Annotated in this window: 1 protein-coding gene; it reads left to right on the top strand. The window is 61.5% G+C overall.

All coding sequences use genetic code 11. The features are described 5' to 3' along the window. Positions 1-77: 77 nt before the first annotated feature. On the top strand, positions 78-509 hold a 432-nt coding region (locus NK662_RS24860; RefSeq protein ID WP_254761392.1), incomplete at its 3' end, for a hypothetical protein.

Below are 509 nucleotides of genomic sequence, written 5' to 3'. Positions count from 1 at the left end.
CTCACCACCATCACCTCCTCCTCCTCCTCCTCTTCCTCCGCGCGCGCGAGATCCAGGGAGAGGGAGAGGGAGAGATCATGGCGGGGACGGTGACGGTGCCGTCGGCGTCGGTGCCGTCGACGCCGCTGCTCAAGGACGAGCTGGACATCGTGATCCCGACGATCCGCAACCTGGACTTCCTGGAGATGTGGCGGCCCTTCTTCCAGCCCTACCACCTCATCATCGTGCAGGACGGCGACCCGACCAAGACCATCCGCGTCCCCGAGGGCTTCGACTACGAGCTCTACAACCGCAACGACATCAACCGGATCCTCGGCCCCAAGGCCTCCAGCATCTCCTTCAAGGACTCCGCATGCCGCTGCTTCGGCTACATGGTCTCCAAGAAGAAGTACGTCTTCACCATCGACGACGACTGCTTCGTTGCCAAGGACCCATCTGGCAAGGACATCAATGCTCTTGAGCAGCACATCAAGAACCTCCTCAGCCCGTCCACCCCGTTCTTCTTCAAC

Source organism: Ectobacillus ponti (assembly GCF_024294785.1).
Lineage (GTDB): Bacteria > Bacillota > Bacilli > Bacillales > Bacillaceae_G > Ectobacillus > Ectobacillus ponti.
Note: the sequence above shows the minus strand (reverse complement) of the source record. Positions and strands in the feature narration are given on the sequence as shown.